This window comes from Flavobacterium sp., assembly GCF_028689845.1.
Classification (GTDB): domain Bacteria; phylum Bacteroidota; class Bacteroidia; order Flavobacteriales; family Flavobacteriaceae; genus Flavobacterium.
The window spans coordinates 36,470-55,252 of the sequence record NZ_JAQVCH010000021.1; the positions used below are offsets into that span (position 1 = coordinate 36,470).

The 18,783-nt window shown below is 34.0% G+C and carries 18 protein-coding genes, 1 tRNA gene and 1 pseudogene; 3 read left to right on the forward strand and 17 right to left on the reverse strand.

What is annotated here, in order from left to right; translation table 11 throughout:
* Positions 1-714: 714 nt before the first annotated feature.
* Positions 715-1,074: pseudogene (locus tag PHR76_RS09165) on the reverse strand (site-specific DNA-methyltransferase); the annotation flags it as partial.
* Between the two features lie 156 nt (positions 1,075-1,230).
* On the opposite strand from PHR76_RS09165, the gene PHR76_RS09170 reads away from it, so the two are divergent.
* Positions 1,231-1,710: a DNA N-6-adenine-methyltransferase gene (locus PHR76_RS09170; RefSeq protein WP_300061352.1), complete on the forward strand. Its 480-nt coding sequence runs from the start codon at positions 1,231-1,233 to the stop codon at positions 1,708-1,710.
* Positions 1,711-1,798: 88 nt separating this feature from the next.
* Here the strand turns inward: PHR76_RS09170 and tnpA are convergent, their stop codons facing one another.
* The 11 genes from tnpA to trxB form a co-directional block, all read right to left on the reverse strand.
* Positions 1,799-2,260, reverse strand: a complete 462-nt coding sequence (tnpA, locus tag PHR76_RS09175; protein WP_300061355.1) for an IS200/IS605 family transposase — start codon at positions 2,258-2,260, stop codon at positions 1,799-1,801.
* Positions 2,261-2,359: 99 nt separating this feature from the next.
* Positions 2,360-2,563, reverse strand: coding sequence for a hypothetical protein (locus PHR76_RS09180; protein ID WP_300061358.1), 204 nt, complete (start codon positions 2,561-2,563; stop codon positions 2,360-2,362).
* The gene (locus tag PHR76_RS09185; protein ID WP_300061361.1) at positions 2,560-3,327 is read right to left on the reverse strand and encodes a DpnI domain-containing protein; all 768 of its coding nucleotides are present in this window, start codon (positions 3,325-3,327) and stop codon (positions 2,560-2,562) included. The genes PHR76_RS09180 and PHR76_RS09185 overlap by 4 nt, the downstream gene beginning before the upstream one ends.
* Positions 3,328-3,856: 529 nt before the next feature.
* The gene (locus PHR76_RS09190; RefSeq protein ID WP_300061363.1) at positions 3,857-6,346 is read right to left on the reverse strand and encodes a DUF5686 and carboxypeptidase regulatory-like domain-containing protein; all 2,490 of its coding nucleotides are present in this window, start codon (positions 6,344-6,346) and stop codon (positions 3,857-3,859) included.
* Positions 6,347-6,364: 18 nt separating this feature from the next.
* A complete protein-coding gene (gene aroQ, locus PHR76_RS09195) occupies positions 6,365-6,784 on the reverse strand; it encodes a type II 3-dehydroquinate dehydratase (RefSeq protein WP_300061365.1) in 420 nt (139 codons plus the stop codon).
* A gap of 158 nt (positions 6,785-6,942) precedes the next feature.
* Complete coding sequence (scpA, locus tag PHR76_RS09200; RefSeq protein WP_300061367.1) at positions 6,943-9,144, reverse strand: methylmalonyl-CoA mutase; 2,202 nt, start codon at positions 9,142-9,144, stop codon at positions 6,943-6,945.
* Between the two features lie 67 nt (positions 9,145-9,211).
* Complete coding sequence (locus PHR76_RS09205) at positions 9,212-9,568, reverse strand: hypothetical protein (protein WP_300061370.1); 357 nt, start codon at positions 9,566-9,568, stop codon at positions 9,212-9,214.
* 94 nt (positions 9,569-9,662) lie between these two features.
* Positions 9,663-11,018: a methylmalonyl-CoA mutase subunit beta gene (locus tag PHR76_RS09210; protein ID WP_300061372.1), complete on the reverse strand. Its 1,356-nt coding sequence runs from the start codon at positions 11,016-11,018 to the stop codon at positions 9,663-9,665.
* A gap of 2 nt (positions 11,019-11,020) precedes the next feature.
* Positions 11,021-11,368, reverse strand: coding sequence for a septum formation initiator family protein (locus tag PHR76_RS09215; protein WP_300061374.1), 348 nt, complete (start codon positions 11,366-11,368; stop codon positions 11,021-11,023).
* Positions 11,369-11,370: 2 nt separating this feature from the next.
* Positions 11,371-11,979, reverse strand: a complete 609-nt coding sequence (udk, locus tag PHR76_RS09220; protein ID WP_300061378.1) for a uridine kinase — start codon at positions 11,977-11,979, stop codon at positions 11,371-11,373.
* A 207-nt stretch (positions 11,980-12,186) separates the two neighbouring features.
* Positions 12,187-13,134 (reverse strand): thioredoxin-disulfide reductase, encoded by a 948-nt coding sequence (gene trxB / locus PHR76_RS09225; RefSeq protein WP_300061381.1) that lies wholly within the window; start codon positions 13,132-13,134, stop codon positions 12,187-12,189.
* A gap of 201 nt (positions 13,135-13,335) precedes the next feature.
* Between trxB and PHR76_RS09230 the strand changes: the two genes are divergently transcribed.
* Positions 13,336-13,410 (forward strand) — tRNA-Pro (locus PHR76_RS09230).
* 151 nt (positions 13,411-13,561) lie between these two features.
* Here the strand turns inward: PHR76_RS09230 and PHR76_RS09235 are convergent.
* From PHR76_RS09235 to PHR76_RS09255, 5 genes are all read right to left on the reverse strand, one after another.
* Complete coding sequence (locus PHR76_RS09235) at positions 13,562-14,398, reverse strand: DUF2807 domain-containing protein (protein ID WP_300061384.1); 837 nt, start codon at positions 14,396-14,398, stop codon at positions 13,562-13,564.
* 99 nt (positions 14,399-14,497) lie between these two features.
* A complete protein-coding gene (locus tag PHR76_RS09240; protein ID WP_300061387.1) occupies positions 14,498-15,238 on the reverse strand; it encodes a head GIN domain-containing protein in 741 nt (246 codons plus the stop codon).
* A 3-nt stretch (positions 15,239-15,241) separates the two neighbouring features.
* A complete protein-coding gene (locus tag PHR76_RS09245; RefSeq protein ID WP_300061390.1) occupies positions 15,242-16,972 on the reverse strand; it encodes a PspC domain-containing protein in 1,731 nt (576 codons plus the stop codon).
* Positions 16,973-16,978: 6 nt separating this feature from the next.
* Entirely contained in the window at positions 16,979-17,308 is a 330-nt protein-coding gene (locus PHR76_RS09250) for a PadR family transcriptional regulator (protein WP_300061392.1), read from the reverse strand.
* Positions 17,309-17,368: 60 nt separating this feature from the next.
* Positions 17,369-17,794: a DUF4870 domain-containing protein gene (locus PHR76_RS09255; protein ID WP_300061395.1), complete on the reverse strand. Its 426-nt coding sequence runs from the start codon at positions 17,792-17,794 to the stop codon at positions 17,369-17,371.
* Positions 17,795-17,933: 139 nt separating this feature from the next.
* Here PHR76_RS09255 and PHR76_RS09260 point away from each other — a divergent pair, with 139 nt between their 5' ends.
* Complete coding sequence (locus PHR76_RS09260) at positions 17,934-18,389, forward strand: DUF4442 domain-containing protein (protein WP_300061398.1); 456 nt, start codon at positions 17,934-17,936, stop codon at positions 18,387-18,389.
* Positions 18,390-18,783: the final 394 nt, after the last annotated feature.

An 18,783-nucleotide genomic window follows, 5' to 3' on the forward strand; every position in this document is an offset into this window, starting at 1 on the left:
AAAGAGAAGTACTGCGTAGCACTTCTCTTTTTTTTTGCTTTTTTTGTCACTAGTACTAAGATGCATTTATGCATTTATCTATTCCAAAAAAATTAAAAATCGTTAATCGTTCTGTTTATCATTGCGAGGCATCCGCATTGTCTTTGCGAGGCACGAAGCAATCTCCTTAATTATTTTCCTCTGAAGTCAGAGACATATTGTGCTATGATAGAAGATTTTGGGGGGCAGGGTTTTTTGTTAAAAAACGTTCTCCGTAAAAGTCAAAACAGGAAGATAATTTAAAGATTTTAGTTTATATTCATCACTATATTCTTTCATCCATTTTTTTATGTTGGTGTTGTTTTCAATGGAAATGTCTTCTGAAAAATTATCTTTTAATTTCACTTCAAAATAATAGTCAGTTTTAGAATCTTCTTTTCCTTTAATCTTAGATTTATGTTTATGTTTTATAGATTTAATATTCCCAAAATAAGTCGTTAGATGAAATGCCTTCTTGCGACCTCCAGAATAAATAACTAATTTCTCTGCATTATATAAATCATATGGAAATTCTAAAAAATTATTCTGTTTATCTGTTGAATGAAAATAAAAAGTGTTTTGTGTTTTTAATTTTGCTAAATCTTTACTTCTTATGTAACCTAGAGCAACTTTCTCTTTTGCTTTTGGCTCTTCCGTTAAGTACAGCTCCAATTGTTTTTTAGTTTCGAAGCCGTTTATTTTTTTGCGATAGGTTTCGGCGATGGTTTCGTTTTGGATTTCTAGTTTTCTGTTTTTGCTGATTTCTAGAAATTCGGTTTCCATATCGATACCTAGATAGCGACGACCTAAAAGATTGGCTGTGGTGCCAGTAGTAGAACTACCCGCAAAAGGATCTAATATCCAAGCATTGGGTTTTGTTGAAGCTAAAATTATTCGAGTTAAAACGGCTAATGGTTTTTGTGTTGGGTGTTTGCCACAGGATTTTTCCCATTTGGCAATGGCTGGCAATTTCCAAACGTCTTTCATTTGTTTATTGCCGTTGAGTTGTTTCATCAACTCATAATTATAGTAATTCGGTGCTTTTTTAAAGTTCTTAAAATTAGTATACTTTTGTTTAAGAGAGGCTTAGACTATTTTCATTGAAGACTTGTTTTTTTAAATCACACTTATTGTATGTAATAAATTGAAAATGATCATATTACATTTGTTTTTTAAAAATTTTGATCTAATATTTGTGACAAATAATAAGCCATGAATACCTCATTTGAAAGAAGTGAAAATACGAAAGTAGAATGGTTAACCCCACCAGACTTAGTAAGAAAATTAGGAGTCTTTGATTTGGACCCATGTAGTCCAATAAATCCACCATTTGTTCATGCCAAAAGAAATTATACAATTGAAAATAATGGGTTAACATTAGAGTGGAAGGGACGCATTTATTTAAATCCACCTTACGGAAGAGGTATGGAATTGTGGTTAGAAAAATTAAAGCATCATGGAAATGGCATTGCCTTAATTTTTGCGAGAACAGAAACCAAATGTTTTTTTGAACATATTTTGAATGATGCTGATGCAGTTTTATTTGTAAAAGGTAGAATTAAGTTTTATCATGTTTCTGGTGTTCAAGCCGGAACACCAGGAGCACCGAGTGTATTTATTGCTTACGGAAAAGAAAATGCAGATGCTTTAAAGAGTGCTGGGATAGAAGGCAGATTTTTATTGTTGAAATAATCCCGTAGGGATGACATATTGGTAGCCGTGGGTTTCAACCCACGGTTAAATAACCATAACGAAGAACATAATCCCGTTAGGGATGATATTAGATTGGTTCTTTAAATACGTAACGTTTATCATATTCAATCTCAAATGCTTTCAAAAAACCTAAATATTCCTCATGAAAAGATTTGGTTTTATGATGTTGCTCTTGATTACCGATATATTTTATCACAGCATCAACATGAGATTTTGAATAGGAAAACGCACCATAACCTTCTTGCCATTCAAATTTTACTTTTAAAAAATTCTTATCATTAATCCATTTTGACGAACTTCCTTTAATGTCTTGCATTAATTCAGAAATAGATTGTGTTGGTTTCATTCCTATAAATAGATGGAGATGGTCTTTTACACCATTAATAGCTAGAAGTTTATGGTTTTTGTTTTTAATGATACCTCCTATATATTGGTATAATTCTTCTTTAAATAAATCATGAATAATTCCTTCGCGGTATTTTACTGCAAAAACAAATTGAATATAGATTTGTGTATAGGTGTTTGCCATTTTATATCATCCCTACGGGATTATGTTCTTCGTGGTATTTAATTTCCGTGGGTTGAAACCCACGGCTAAAAACATTTTATCCCTACGGGATTATTCTAATTATACAATTTCATAACAAATAAATGCGGCTACATTAAATTCAGCATCGAATATCCATTCATTTTCTACTAGCAATTTTTTTAAGGCTTCGTCTTCATTAGCAACACCTTCTACAATACCAATTACTTGCAGATTGTTTACTTCGTAGTAATTATTAGGAGCCTCGGTTGCTCCTTCAGATGAGATGAATATATATTTTTTCATAAGGTCACTTTTTTATAATTTCCTCTTCCGTTAAACTCTATTAATCCTTTATCTCTTAAAAATTGTAATTGTTGCCGAATTTTGTCCTTAATGTGATTATTATTTGGGTATTTAATTTTTAAATTATTTTCAAAAGCATATAATTCATCTAAAGTAAAAGATTGTTTTTTAATTTCTTCAACACAATTTAAAATATCTAATATCCATCCTCTTTTTTCTAAGCTTTTAGATTTTAAAAAATCAGTACTTTTTAATTTTCGATGCACTTTTTCTTTTTCAACTACGATAGAATTTTCAACTAAAAAAATCCTCCCGCTATCCGGAACTTTAGAAATATCAATAGTACATCCAACCCAACCCGCTCGTTTAGCAGTTTCTGCTAGTGGTTTGCGTTTGATGATAATAGCTGGTGTGAAAAATTGTTTAGGAATAATTAAAAAATTATTGACTAAATTTTTATCATAAGTCAAAAAGAAAAAATTTGGATTGGTATTCGAAGTAATTCTTGTAATCATACTGTCATAAGCACCATCGTTAATGATAGAACTTAACTTTCCGTTTTTACTTTTTAATTCAAATTCTTCTTTACATTCTAAACAATAAAAATCTGCTACAGGCATATTATTTTCAAATTCATTTAATGCTAACCGACCACAATTCGGACAATATGAATTCTCTTTTACCCAACTTTCGGTTAGAACTCTCGCAATTTGTGAATTGCTTTTATAACCTTCTGCTAATTTTAAATTGAATTCAAGATTCATAACGCTATGCTTACTATTTTAGAAAAGGTTTGGCAATCATATATTAATTATTTTCTACACAGATTTCACTATTAACAAAAATACTATTTTTACCCTAAAATTGAAATAACTAATTTGCTTACTTGTCAAAAAGTTATTATCAACAAACAACTATAAAAAAAATTTAAAGGAGCTCCTCCCACCGATTGGCAGAAAGTTATTTTTGAAATCTCAAACTTAAATAAAAATCCAACATAACAATCAATAAAATCAATGAATCAAAAAAATAAAAAAAAATACCGTCATTGCGAGGAACAAAGTAACCTCCTCCAACGAGGCACACTTCATTAAAAAACTAAAAAAATTAAAAGAAACTAAAAAATTTTTCCCCAGAAGAAAGGAAATTATCAACCAACAACCCATTTCATTTTCGCAACCCAAAAGGTCAGTTTCGCCCCGAATTATCGTTTTCGCTCCCTGCTACTCATAATTCTTAACTCCATCACCGCCACTCATAACTCCTAACTTATAATTCATAGCTCAGAAAAACCTACTCCAAAACCCCCAAAAACTTCATTCCAAACATCACTCCGTCACCCAAATACGCACTTCCATTATACGAACGGACATAGTCTACACGAAGCATTTTAAATTTACCAAAACCAAGTTTGTCTAAACCAACACTGAATTCCTGATACGGTTTTGTGTGCGGAATTGCCAATTGATGATAGCCCAAAACCATCGTCGATTTCAATTTATTCAACAACGGAATTTTATTCATAATAAAACCCTCAAAATTATGTTCAATATGGGTTTCCATATACGAATCGTTGGTGCTGTAACTGTAATAAGGCATCAAATTAAATTCGTTTAAATAACGGTCGGCCGTGCTCACATGCGTTTGGTTTCCATTAAAATGTCTGTAATCAACAAACGAAATGGTTTCGGCATCAAAAAACTTTCCGCCTTTTAGGTTGATGGCAAAACTTCCTTTATTACCCACTGTTTTTTCGTAATAAAGGCGACCTGCAATAAAATCATAGTTATATCCGGTTTCATTTCCTGCAAATCCTTTTTCATAGCCTACGAAAAGAGTAGGGTATTTTTCATTTCGCATATTAAATTTTCCGTCAGGACGGGACAAATATTCTTGTCCGAAATTAATTCGTGCATTTAAATTAGCTTTAAAAAGATTGTGTTTTTCAATGGCCGGATTCAAATAATCATCCGGATCTAATGGATTATTAGACGTATACACTTTTGATTGATTGATAAAAACATAATCGGTTGTATTAAAAAGTGGTTTTCGCTCGCTATATTCTAAAGAGCCAACTACATACAAACCATTGATAACTTCTTGCTGATAAGCTGCTTTCGTAAAATTACTTTCATATAATTTCATGTAATTGTCTTCAAATCCGAGCGTGCTTATCGTATTGATTAAATTGCTAATTGGATTAGAACTGTTGAATTGTGCTGCTTTACTTCCGCCGGTAATGTTAAGAAAGCTGTTTGTTTTGGTGTTTAATCGCATCCCAAAAAAACCCGTTGTTCTAAAACGTTCTTCTGAAAAACCGTAATTAAAATTTACACCAAAATTCATATATTTTCGTGTTTCTTCGTTTCGTTTGATGTAGGAGAGTCCGGTGGAAATATGCCAACCTTGAACGGTGTTGAAATGAATTAGTTTGAGTACCCCGTCGTAGCGAAGGGTCCAATCTTCCATTGAATTTTGATAGCTATAGCCGGATAAGACTTTTAAGAGATTAAATTTGTTGTTTTTTGCATCGATAGAGTCCAAATAGGGTTTTGATTTTCGCAAGGTTTGAATACTATCTTTCCGAATATAATCGTTGCTTTCTTCCTCGGTAAGCGGAATAGGCCGCATCGTCTTCCAATATAATGAATCTTTTTTGTTGGCTTCCTCTTCAAAACTTAGGATTTCTCGTGAAAAGGTTTTCTTTTCAAACTGTTCTTTAAAATCATAATTGCTATACACGTAGGTGAATTTTCCGTTGAATTTAATCCCAAAAGCACCCGCTTCAAAGGTCAAACTTTGCGAGTTTTTTGCCCACAATGCGTTAGATGTATTATAACTAAAACTCTGTTTTAAATTCATATCGTCTAAAAACTCTTCCTTCATCCGATACCCTTTGGTGGTTAAGTCAATTCCGTAAATAGCCCAACTGTCTTCTACAATAAAAATGTAGCCTTCAAAAACAGGTTCAGCATCTCGTTTTGGTGTGACTTTGATACGATTGATGAGGTTTTTATTGTCATCATAAAAAGTTCCTTCTAAGGTATATTTGTAGTATGCAAAAGCATTTTCGGCAATTGGCGAAATCATATTGATGCCTAATTCAACTGAATTATCATAAAAATCATAGGAAGTAGCCTGAGCGGTATTGTAACTAAAACCGTTGCTTTTTCCACTAATTTTTGAGGCGATGATTCGTTCTTTTAATTTGTCTGGTTTTTGAAATGTAATTTTTGATACCGTTTCTGAGAGATATAAAATACCACTTCCGGTCGAATCTAACGCTCCATCAAAATCGCCGACTTCTTGTCCGAGAATTTTTTTAGGGGCGTTTTTCATTCTAAAAATTCCGCGAGAATAAAAATCGGCTGTAAAACGAGCTGTTTTTTCTGCATTTTTTTTCCGATTGGCCACGGCACTTCGAATGATGGCATTGGCGGGATTGTCTTTTGAATTAACGATTACTTCATTCAAATTATAATTTTCTTCCTCTAAAATAATATCAAAATAGAAAGGAAATTTCGTGATGTTTAAGATATGTTTTTGGGTTTTATAGCCCAAATATTGAAAAACTAACTTTACTTGTTCTTTATTTTGGACGTTGAGTTCATAAAAACCATTTTCGTTAGAAGTCGTTCCGATATAGGTATTTTCAATATAAATACTCACAAAAGGCAATGGCTCACCCTTTTCATCGGTAATTTTACCTTTCACTTGGGCATTGGCAACAAATGAAATTCCAACCAAAAAAAAGGCAAGAAAATAGAACAATTGATTCTTCATGTAATCGATATTAAATAATTAATTGGCTAAAAAAGATAAAAGAGCTAATTCGTAACTTTTTAAACCAAATCCGATGATGACTCCTTTTGCATGAGCAGATAAATAGGACTGGTGTCGAAAGCTTTCGCGTGAAAACGTATTGGAAATATGTACTTCCACCACTGGCGTCGCAATTGCTTTAACGGCATCACCTATTCCGATAGAAGTATGCGTATAAGCCGCTGCATTGAGAATAATGCCGTCATAATCAAAACCCGTTTCTTGTAATTTATCGATGAGTTCTCCTTCGATATTACTTTGAAAATAAGTTAAATTAACATGCGGAAACTTAGATTGTAATTCGTTGAAGTACGTTTCAAAAGATTGATTTCCATAAATAGAAGGTTCTCGACTGCCCAGTAAATTTAAATTTGGACCATTGATGATCATGATTTTCATTCCAATTGATTTTGAGTAAAAATACCAAAAAAAGCTTTACTTCACGATGGTTAATTCACTTAAATATCCTTTTGCAAACAAATTTTTTTAGGTAAAATAAAAGCAGTTGTAAAAATGAATCTTACAACTGCTTCTTGAAATATACTTTTTAGTATGTTTTATTCTTCTAATAAAACCTCTAAAATACTAATTGCGGCTTCGCTAATTTTGGTTCCAGGACCAAATACAGCTACGGCTCCAGCATCAAATAAAAATTGATAATCTTGATGAGGAATAACGCCACCTACAATAACCATAATGTCTTCTCGACCGTATTTTTTTAGTTCGGCAATTACTTGCGGCACCAAGGTTTTATGGCCGGCTGCTAAGGAGGAAACACCTAAAATATGGACATCATTTTCTACTGCTTGTTTTGCTGCTTCGGCTGGTGTTTGAAATAACGGACCAATATCTACGTCAAAACCGACATCAGCATAGCCCGTTGCCACCACTTTGGCTCCGCGGTCATGGCCATCTTGTCCCATTTTGGCAATCATAATTCGCGGACGACGACCTTCTTTTTTCGCAAAGTCATTTGCTAATTGTTTTGCTTTTTCAAAGCTTTCGTTGTTTTTTATTTCTTTACTATACACGCCACTAAAGGTTCTAATTTGTGCTTTATAGCGACCAAAAACTTCTTCTAAGGCATCACTAATTTCACCTAAGGTTGCTCTGTTTCGGGCTGCTTCTATGGCTAAAGATAATAAATTTTCTGTTCCGTTTTTGGCTGATTCGGTTAGTTTTGCCAAACAAGTGTTTACTTTTTCGTTATCACGCGTTGCTTTTATCTGGTCTAAAAGTTCGATTTGTTGTTTTCGAACCATTTGATTATCCACATCTAAAATCACCATCGGGTCTTCTTTGTCCAAACGGTAGTGGTTCACTCCCACAATAATATCTTGACTGCTGTCAATTCGGGCTTGTTTTCTAGCGGCAGCTTCTTCGATGCGTAATTTTGGGATTCCAGCTTCTATTGCTTTGGTCATTCCGCCTAATTCTTCCACTTCTTCCATCAAAGCCCACGCTTTTTCTGCAATTTCATTGGTCAGACTTTCTACATAATAACTTCCTGCCCACGGATCGACGGTTTTGCAAATTTTAGTTTCTTCTTGTAAAAAGATTTGTGTATTCCGAGCTATTCGAGCAGAAAAGTCGGTTGGTAAAGCAATGGCTTCATCCAAGGCATTGGTATGTAACGATTGGGTTCCGCCAAAAGCAGCAGCGGCCGCTTCAATACACGTACGAGCCACATTATTAAAGGGATCTTGTTCTGTTAAACTCCAACCCGATGTTTGACAGTGGGTTCGAAGAGCCAATGATTTTGCATCTTTTGGATTGAATTGTTTGAGCAGTTTTGCCCATAACATTCGCCCCGCTCGCATTTTTGCAATTTCCATAAAATGATTCATTCCAATGGCCCAGAAAAAAGAGAGGCGAGGAGCGAAGGTGTCAATATCCATTCCTGCTGCTAATCCTGTTCGGATATATTCTAAACCATCCGCTAGGGTATAGGCCAACTCAATATCGGCAGTAGCTCCTGCTTCTTGCATGTGGTAACCCGAAATAGAAATAGAATTGAATTTTGGCATGTGCTTACTGGTATATTCAAAAATATCAGCAATGATTTTCATCGAAGGAGATGGTGGATAAATGTAGGTATTTCGCACCATAAATTCCTTTAAAATATCATTTTGTATTGTTCCAGAAAGTAAATGGGGTGCTACGCCTTGCTCTTCGGCGGCTACAATATAAAAAGCCATGATTGGCAAAACTGCTCCATTCATAGTCATTGAAACCGACATTTCACCTAATGGAATTTGGTCAAATAGCACTTTCATATCTTCCACTGAGTCGATGGCAACACCTGCTTTTCCAACATCGCCAACCACGCGTTCATGGTCAGAATCGTAGCCTCGATGGGTTGCCAAATCAAAAGCGACCGAAAGTCCTTTTTGACCAGCTGCTAAATTTCTTCGATAAAAAGCGTTGCTTTCTTCTGCGGTTGAAAATCCTGCATATTGACGAACCGTCCACGGTCGGCGAACATACATCGTTGAATACGGACCACGAAGATTAGGTGCAAAACCTGCGGCAAAATTGAGGTGTTCAAGTTTTTCTGAGTCAGATTTTGAATAGTTTGATTTTAATTCAATTTGTTCAGCAGTTTGAAAGCTTTCTTTACTTTCAACTTTAGTCTTTTGACTTTCGACTAATTTCAAATGTTGGATATTTTTTCTCATAGTTATAAAACTATTTTGGGTATTTTTTTGGATTTCTTGAGGTGTTAAAACAAGATAGAATTTTAATTTTTTTATCTTCATCAATTACAAAAAACAATATAAAAGGAAATTTTGATAGTGATACTGCTCTATAATTTTTAAGTTTTATTTAATAGAATGGATTAATTTCAATTTTAGAATACGTTTCATTTAAAGCAAGGTTTGAATTTATTTCTGCATAATATTCAATTGCATTTTCAATTTCAGATTGAGCTTTTTTAGAAACAATAATCTTAAACCCATATTTTTCTTTAATTTTCTTTAAAGATTCTGCCGATGCAATGTATTCCGATTCAGGATCATTAACTCGATCGTCCAAAAGCTTTATTTGATCTTCTGTAATTTGAAAGTCATTTTCATTTTTTGCAAATATGATAACTTCAACTTCATCGGCTGTAAAATTGTCGGGTAAAGTGATATTTATTTTATGGTTTTTCACTTTAATAAATTGTCTTATTACTTCCATGTTTTTTTTCTTAAAATTACAAAATTTAAAATAGTTGATAAGAATAATTAGTAGTAAACTAGTAAAAGAGAATTGAAGAAAATCCAATTATCATTTATTCTTCCGTTTTTAGCCGTTCTTGTTCTAATTTCTCTGCTAATCTTCTTTCAATAATTGGGGTGATTAATGTTTTACGAGGATTGTTTTTCACGAATGGAAATAACTCTAATTCGTGATTCATCTTGTCATTTTTATTCGGATATTTATTTGTGCCTAATAAAACTTCTTTGCCAGAATCAAATAATTCTTGCTCTTTTTGAGCACTTTCATTGATTTTTCGCTGAATGGTGCCTTCAATTAATTGCGTAATTAATCCGCCATTAGCTTCAATATCTTTAAAAAGTTCCAGAGCTTTCTCTGCGAGTTGAGCGGTTAAACTTTCAATATAATAGGCTCCGTCTGCTGGATTATGTACTTGGTTAAAATAACTTTCGTGTTTTAAAACAAGTAATTGATTGCGTGCGATACGGTCTCCAAACTCATTGTCTTTATGATAAAGAGCGTCGTAAGCTAGGTTTGAAACGCCGTTTGCTCCGCCTAAAATGGCACTCATGCATTCGGTGGTTGTTCGCAACATATTGACATTATAGTCATAAAGGGTTTTGTTGCGTTTGGTAGGAATCGCGATGATGTGGCATTCTAAAGCAGGATTGTATTCGTTTGCTAGGGATTGAAAAAGCAATCGTAAAGCTCTTAGTTTCGCAATTTCAAAGAAGTAATTTGTTCCCACGGCCACTTCAAAAGTGATGGGCGAATTGATGGATTCTAATCGATTGAAATATTCATTCGCTTGAGCGATTGCATAGGCCAATTGTTGAACCATAGTCGCTCCCGCATTTTGATATAAATCTATTTTACAGCTTAAAAACGGAATTCCCAAGGACGAACTAGTTTGTAAAGCCTTGAAATCTTTTTCTAACGATTCAAACCAATTTCCGTCTTTGGCTAACTGACTTATGGGGTCAACTAAAACCACTATTATAAAATGTTTTTCTGTTGCAAAGGCGGCTACTTTTTTAATAAAATCGGCAGAGAGAAAAAGTAAATTAAAATAATAAGTAACTTTTTCAGTCGGAAGATTTTGCATTAATTCGTTAAGGTTAATTTCTGCATTTTCTAGGGTAAACCGAATAGCTTCTGCACCTCTTTGAATTGTTTCATTTGCTCTAGCATTAGATTTTGTTACATCATAAACATAAATGTTTTGAATAATTTGAAAACCATCGGCATGAAGGTTCTCAAATTTTAAATTGTCTTCTTCACCATGATAAAAAGGTTTTACTTTAATTCCTTCTGGGCTTTCCCAAACCAATGTTTCATTGTAATCGGCCCCTTTTAGTTCGTATTGAATTTGCTGTTTCCATTGTTTAGGAGAAATGGAATCAAATTCGTCAAATAGCTGCTTTGCCATTTTTATAGTGATTTATTGTTTTCTTCTTTTGGCAATTCTTCGTCAAATTCGATGATATAAATATCTTCGCTATCTCGTTTCATATAATATTTTTCACGAGCATATTTTTCAATTTGATCCGGATTGTTCAGTCGTTTGATATCTAAACAATCCTTTTTTATTTCGTCTTGGTAATATTCTTTATTGGTTTCGAGTTCTTCCAACTCTTTGTTTAAAACACGGTGTTCGATATAGGAATAATTGTCCAGAAAAAGCATCCACACCGCAAAGAATAGCAATACCAAAACATATCGATTTCCAACATATTTAAACCACGGATTATTTTCTTTAAAACGTTGGAAGAAATTCATACTTATAAGATTCGTTGGTTAATGACTGCACGAACCACATCAATAGCTACGGTATTGTATTTGTCATTTGGAATGATAATATCTGCGTATGCTTTCGTTGGTTCAATGAATTGTTGATGCATCGGTTTCAGGGTGTTTTGATACCGATTGAGTACTTCGTCCATATCGCGACCTCGTTCAGCGATATCACGTTTTAATCGACGAATTAATCGTTCATCCGAATCAGCATGGACAAAAACTTTAATATCGAACAAATCGCGAAGTTCAGGATTAGAAAGGATTAAAATCCCTTCTACAATCATTACTTTTCTAGGATGTGTCACAATGGAATCGTCTGTTCGATTATGGGTCACAAACGAATAAACAGGTTGTTCAATGATATTGCCCGCTTTGAGTTGTTTGAGATGGTCTACTAATAATTCAAAATCAATGGCTCTCGGATGGTCAAAATTAATTTTTGTTCGCTCTTCATAGCTTAAATTATTGGTTTCTTTATAATATGAGTCTTGAGAAATAACTGCCACCTCGGTGTCAGGAAGTTCGTTCATGATTTGGTGAACAACGGTTGTTTTACCACTTCCGGTACCGCCGGCTATCCCTATTATCAACATGGTTTAAAGTATTGGTTTTGTTCTACAAATTTAAGGAAATTTACTAAGTAATTTTGGGGAAAACAAATCTTTTTTGAAGGAGTTACTAACTAAATCGATTTCATGAAATAAGATTCAATTTAGAAATGAAAAAGCGTGTTTTATTTCTTAGAAAGCCAAAAAAAATCCCGATTTAAATCGGGATTATAATTTTTGGAGCAAGTGAGCTTATTCTTTAGCCGCTAAATAACGTTCCGCATCTAATGCTGCCATGCAGCCTGTTCCAGCTGCCGTTACGGCCTGTCTGTAAACATGATCTGCAGCATCGCCACCCACAAAAACGCCTTCGACATTTGTTTTGGATGTTCCCGGAATATTGATGATGTAACCTGTTTCGTCTAAGTTTAAATATGCCTTAAAAATATCGGTATTTGGTTTATGACCAATCGCCACGAAAAATCCAGTGGCTGGAATTATGATTTCTTCATTCGTTGTTTTGTTTAGTGCTTTTACTGCAGTCACCACTTGACCGTCTCCCATCACTTCAACCGTATCATGGTGCATTAAAATAGTAATGTTTTCGGTTTTCCGAACTCTTGCTTCCATGATTTTAGAGGCTCTAAATTTATCGCTTCTTACTAACATCGTTACTTTTTTACATAATTTAGAGAGATAATGTGCTTCTTCGCAAGCGGAATCACCAGCACCAACAATTACTACTTCTTGATTTCGGTAGAAAAAACCATCACATACGGCACAGGCAGAAACGCCACCGCCAGTTTGTAAATAATGTTGTTCAGAAGGAATGTCTAAATATTTTGCAGAAGCTCCCGTAGAAATAATTACGGTTTCACAATGAATTTCTTTTGTGTCATTAACCCAAACCTTATGAATTGGTCCGGAAAAATCTACTTTGGTTACCCATCCATCGCGGACATCGGTTCCAAAACGCTCGGCTTGTGCTTGAATTCCAATCATCATTTCTGGGCCTGTTATTCCTTCTGGATTTCCTGGCCAATTTTCTACTTCATTTGTAGTTGTCAATTGTCCACCAGGTTGTGTTCCTTGGTATAAAACCGGAAACATATTTGCTCTAGCCGCATAAATAGCTGCCGTATAGCCCGCTGGACCAGAACCAATAATTAAACATTTTACTTTTTCTATTGTATCAGACATACTTATTTTATTGAAAATTGAAGTGCAAAGATAAGTTTTAATCGAAAAATAGTTGCAATTTTAAATTACTTTTAGCAGTTTTTAAATTTTGAAATATTCTTTACTTTTTAAGTTGTAAAACCCAGAATTAGTTTTATATTTGCAACCTCAAAAAACAGGAAAATAGTAAAAACAAGTTTTATTGTTTTTTTGAATGTTTTTCGGGGTGTAGCGTAGCCCGGTTATCGCGCCTGCTTTGGGAGCAGGAGGCCGCAGGTTCGAATCCTGCCACCCCGACTAAAGAGATTGTCCTTGTGAGAATCTCTTTTTTTTTATAAAATAGTGGCTTTTTTTCGATTAAAAAAGAAATGCCGCAATCAAAAAAGTCCTTGCCAGTAAATAGCAAGGACTTTTTTGAATAGTAAAACAAACTAGTAATAGTTGTACTTTATTTATTTAATTTTTTAAACAAAACCGCTTGGTCAGTAAATTTTTTTAAATCTACTTTTCCTTCGCCATATAAATTCGTTTCTGATTTTCCAGATGCTTCTAACGTCATTTTTGTGCTAACGGCAACGCTATTTTTTGAATCGGCTTCTACCAACAAACTTGCTGTTTTTGTGTTTAATTTTTTGCCATTAAATTCAGAATAATTGTCCAAACGCAATTTTAAATCGGCACTGTCGCCTTCTATTATCGCCGTAGATTTTTGGTACATATCACATTTTAGATTCGTAGTATTAATCAAGGCTTTTAAATTACTGTTTTTGCTCAATTCTACTACGGCATCTTCTGCCTTTAGATTGATTTCTACTTTCGATTTATCATTGGCAATTAAGGTGAAATTTTTACAATCTGCGTTTAAAAACAGCCTCGCCTGGTCATAACATTTAAAGGTGATGTCGTTCAATTTAACTTCGGCAAGTGCAGTAACGTCTGCCTCTCCTTTGGCAACTAGCATTCTAAAATCGTCGGTATAGGTAATTCGAACACTAGTTTTTTTAGCTCCAGAAATGTCATGTGTTAAGCTAATTCGTAAAACAGAACCACTTAATTTAAATTCAAAAACTTCATGTGTATTGTCATCGGCTTCAATTTCAATACCACAACTACTTCCTTTTACCAAAAAAACATCTATTTCATCTTGAATTTCTAGGCTATCAAAATTGCCGATTTCTTTTTGAGAAACCGTGACAATTTTAGAGGCTTTGATTTTTTCTTTTTTCTGACTCCAAGTTACAGTAGAAATTAAAATCAGAATAAGTAATAAGTACGTTTTTTTCATTTTTCTGAGCTTTTAGAGAACAAATATAAACAAACATCCCGATTAAAAACGGGATGTTAAGGAAGATATTGTACTATTTGTTGGTATTTGTACCTATAATTAATTGGAATATACGCTTCCGCCAGAAGACGTTTTTTTGTTAATTACCTTTGGATTTTTGTAATACTTGATATCGCCACCACTTGATGCTTTGGCATTTAAACTTAAAATAGGATGAATTTCAATACTACTTCCGCTTGACGACTTTGCCACTACGTCATTTGCTAATAAGTTTTGAGCATCAATATCGCTTCCGCTAGAAGAGGATGTTTCTAACTTCAAAGCTTTTCCTTCCAAAGTAATGTCGCTTCCGCTACTGCTTTCACACTTGATGTCTTCCGCTTCGATACTAAGGTTAATTTCGCTTCCGCTACTGGCTCTAAGATCTATTTTTGAAACAACTAAGGTGTTGTTGCTTTCGATAGAACTGCCGCTACTGGTACGAAGTGATTCGATCGATGGCATCGTTATCATTACTTTTTTTGTACTTGAATTTTTAATTGATTTGTCTAAGGTAATAAGTAAGGTTCCGTCTTCCACCTTCGTGATGATGTAGTTGATGATGTTGTCATCCGCTTTGACTTCCACAGATTTACTAGAATTTTGTGTAATTTCTACTTCAATACCTCGGCTTACTTCTATATTGGTGAAGTCTTCTGAAATTTGGCGGGTTTCCGTCGTTACATTTCCACTTCCTTTGACCGAGTCGCCAAAATCAAATGAATATTGACAAGAACTCACTAATAAAGCAACTAAAAGAGCCACGATGGTTTTGGTGAGGTAAATAATAAATTTTATCATAGCTTAATTCGTTTTAATGATTATACCTTTTTCGTCAATTTTTAAACCTTTGAATTCTTTGTTTTCAACGGGTTTGTTATCTTCTCTGATTTGAATTCCGTTTTGATCTATCGTTATAGAGGTAGATGAATTTGGAATGGTATCTGTAACGATGTCATTGTATTCGTTTTCTTCGTTGGGACAGTTTAAGCAATAAATTTTTTGTGGGGCTACTTTATAGAGGAATGTATCGGAACTAAAATGTAAGTTAAAAAAACCATTATTTGATTCGTCATATTCTTTCACGCTACTATCCACTTTAAATAAAGTTCCTTTTGGCAAATATAAAAACAGTTCTACTTCTTGACTTCGGTATTTGCTTTTTAAATCGGTGATGAAATAATTATCTAAAATTAACTTATTTCCTTCAAATTTAAAATTGTATTTAATTTTTGAAGCTCTTTTTTTAGCATCTAGCATCGAATTTCCTTCTGCTTTTCGTTCTATTTGTAAAAAAGGAGTGGTTTCATCCGTATACATTAATTCAATACTGACATCATTAGAGTACAAAATTTCTTTTCCATTTTCATCCTGTGTTACTTCAAAGTTATTATATCTAAATTCCTTATCATAATAATCGTTGAATTTAAATTGAATCTGTAAGGTATCGGCACTAGTAAAGGCTAAGATTTCTTTTTGCACTTCTTTACCACTATAAGCCACTTCGGTAGCTTGTTTAATACCAAAAGTGATGAGGGTTCCTACAGCAATCAACCATAAGGCAAGCAAGGTGTATTTGGCAATGTTACCAATCGATTTCATGTTGGTAATGAGTAGTTTCAGTCCTAAAATCATTACAAAAAAAGTTGGAATTCCGATGGCTAATATTCCTAATAAAACCACTAACCAAATTGGAAATTCACTAATGATAACGGCATCATAATAACTTTGCCAAGGCATGTCTACAAAAGTGGTTGAGCCAAAAGTTAAACCACCTATTAATAAGGAGCCTAAAATTAGTAAGGAAGTGATTAGAATGAACGCTCCAATTACTTTAGCAAATAGGTTGAAAATCGTCATGAAAACTTCTCCTACGGCAGAGCCTACTTTTTCCGCTCCAGTTTTAACTTGGTTTCCCATTTTATCATAATCGGCATTTTCTACTTTACTGGAAAATGAAGCAAATTCTTCCCGCACTTTTTTCTCGATATTACTAATAGTAACTGGTTCTCCAGTCATTTGAAGTTTTTCGGTCGTTGTTTGTGCTTTTGGAATTAAAATCCAAAGTAGAAAGTATAAAAAGATTGGAAATCCAACACCAGCAATCACAATTAAAACTAACGCTAAACGAATCCATAACGCATCGATGCCAAAATAATGGCCTAATCCTGCGGAAACTCCGCCTAAAATATTCTTATCGATGTCGCGATATAATTTTTTATTTGATTTAGAATAACTCGATCTTCCTGTTGAGGTTGGTTCGTTTTCTTCATCCATACGATAATCTTCCGGTTGTCCCATCACAGAAATCATATTATCCACGTCTTTTAACGTGATGACTTGTTTGTCTGTCTCTTTATTTTGTGAAAAAAGTTCTGACACCCTGATTTCGATATCTTTCATGATTTCGTCTTGCCCCGAAGCGTTAGAAAGTGAACGCTTAATAGCATCGAAATAACGATTTAGTTTTTGAAAGGCATCTTCGTCGATGTGAAAAAATAAACCTCCTAAATTTATATTGACTGTTTTATTCATGACTTTTTAGTTTTGATTGGTGATGGTTTCAACGGCACTTGCTAATTCTCCCCAAGTGCTGTTTAGTTCGTTTAAAAATTGTTTTCCTAACTCGGTTAACCCATAATACTTTCTGGGCGGACCCGATGTGGATTCTTCCCAACGATAACTGAGTAATCCGTCGTTTTTTAACCTAGTTAGTAACGGGTAAATTGTCCCTTCTACAACCAGTAATTTTGCGTTTTTTAAAGTGTCTAAAATTTCCGAGGTATAGGCTTCTTTTTCTTTTAAGACAGAAAGAATACAGAATTCTAAAACACCTTTCCGCATCTGAGCTTTCGTGTTTTCAATGTTCATAATTCATGGGTTGTTTTTTTAATTAACTGTTCGATTTTTGATTGATTGATGATTGAAACCTTATTTGATAAATGTAATGGTCAATGGATATCGATAAATAATGCCTTCATTGGCTTTGACCGACCCAAGAATGATGAGGATAAATTCGATTAAAGTCCATATTCCTAAAAACACTAATGAAACAATGCCAATTGTGATGAGGTTTACCGGAACAATATCACCCCCGGCACGTTCTAATTCAATATAATTGATGATAGTACCTAAAAATAATACCGCAATAACCACGGCAATAATAAAACTGTAAACAAGTATACTCAAATGAAAATTGATAACCGATTTTCCGGTTGCATCAATATAATTTGACTCATGTTTTTTTGTTTGCCATATAATTAAAGGGGCAACAATACCTGCAAACGGGATGAGGTATTTTGCAAAGGCACTTAAATGGAGTAGTGCTGCGGTGGTTTTTTCGTTTTGTGATGTCATAATTAAAAGTATATAATAATATCCTATGCAAATATATGGCTAAAAGAAGGTATCATGTAACGCACAGTACTGAATATTAACATAATTTTAACTTTTTAAAATAGTTGAATTAGCACTATATTTACAAAAAATAGCAACGATGAAGCAGTTTACGGCAGGAAATATGAATAAATACTTGTTTTTCAAATTGCCCTCCGCATTTTGGAGTGGTGTTCGCGTCTCGTCAATTGAAGAGAATCGCTGTGTTGCTTCCGTCAAACACCGTTGGTTTAATCAAAATCCATTTAATTCCATGTATTTTGCCGTTCAAGCAATGGCGGCAGAATTGACCACTGGAGCCCTGGTCATGTATCAAATTAAAAAAAGTGGTCAAAAAATATCCATGCTCGTGGCTAATAATAAAGGAAATTTCACAAAAAAGGCTACGGGCAGAATTACCTTTACTTGTCACGACGGTCAGTTAATTGAAAAAACTGTCCAACAAGCAATAGCAACGAGGCAAGGTCAAACCGTTTGGATGAAATCAATTGGTACGAATCAAAATGGAGAACAAGTTTCTGAAATGGATTTTGAATGGACCATTCGCGTTAAATAATCTTTAGAAGCTTTATCCCGTCTTCCATTCCAAGCTTGTTGGTTTTGTTGTTTTTTTCTACGTCAATAAAAGAGCTCCCGTTGGTTGCTTTTTTTTGTCAAGAAAAAATACAACAATCCGGCACAAGGCTTTCCATTTCAACCGGGGCTAGAGAGGTAGTGGTTAGCATTAGTTTCAAATTTCAGGTATTGAGTTCTTCACTTAAATAGTAAATGCTCCAAAATAAAAAAAAATGTGCTATCTTTCATGTTCACCATCAGCACTTTAAAAAATACTTTAAAAAAGAGTTTAAAAAAGATTTGGAAAGCGATAAAAGAGTGTTACTTTTGCACCCGCTTTAAGGGCGACGTTCTTGTATTATTTGGTTTAAAAGTTTTTTGTAAAAGATTTGGAT